This is a genomic window from Bacillus sp. SIMBA_154 (assembly GCF_046536015.1).
Lineage (GTDB): Bacteria > Bacillota > Bacilli > Bacillales > Bacillaceae > Bacillus > Bacillus pumilus_P.
In genome coordinates, this window is record NZ_JAWJBV010000063.1 from 1 (window position 1) to 468 (window position 468).

Annotated in this window: 4 tRNA genes and 1 rRNA gene; all 5 read left to right on the forward strand. The window is 53.6% G+C overall.

What is annotated here, in order from left to right:
* Positions 1-87: ribosomal RNA gene (gene rrf, locus R0K30_RS21065) — 5S ribosomal RNA — on the forward strand; the annotation flags it as partial.
* Positions 88-96: 9 nt separating this feature from the next.
* Positions 97-171 (forward strand) — tRNA-Asn (locus R0K30_RS21070).
* Positions 172-175: 4 nt separating this feature from the next.
* A tRNA-Ser gene (locus R0K30_RS21075) sits at positions 176-266 on the forward strand.
* Between the two features lie 19 nt (positions 267-285).
* Positions 286-360, forward strand: a tRNA-Glu gene (locus R0K30_RS21080).
* 31 nt (positions 361-391) lie between these two features.
* Positions 392-467 (forward strand) — tRNA-Val (locus tag R0K30_RS21085).
* The last annotated feature ends 1 nt before the right edge of the window (position 468 follow it).

Below are 468 nucleotides of genomic sequence, written 5' to 3' on the forward strand. Positions count from 1 at the left end.
CGTTCCCATACCGAACACGGAAGTTAAGCTCTTCAGCGCCGATGGTAGTTGGGGGTTTCCCCCTGTGAGAGTAGGACATCGCCAGGCTTTCTTCATTCCGCAGTAGCTCAGTGGTAGAGCTATCGGCTGTTAACCGATCGGTCGTAGGTTCGAATCCTACCTGCGGAGCCAATTTGGAGAGCTGTCCGAGTGGCCGAAGGAGCACGATTGGAAATCGTGTAGGCGGTAACCCCGTCTCAAGGGTTCGAATCCCTTGCTCTCCGCCACAAGATACATATAATAGAGGGCCCGTTGGTCAAGCGGTTAAGACACCGCCCTTTCACGGCGGTAACACGGGTTCGAATCCCGTACGGGTCACCATTTTATATAATACATACCAGCATTTTTATTCGGAGGATTAGCTCAGCTGGGAGAGCATCTGCCTTACAAGCAGAGGGTCGGCGGTTCGAGCCCGTCATCCTCCACCAT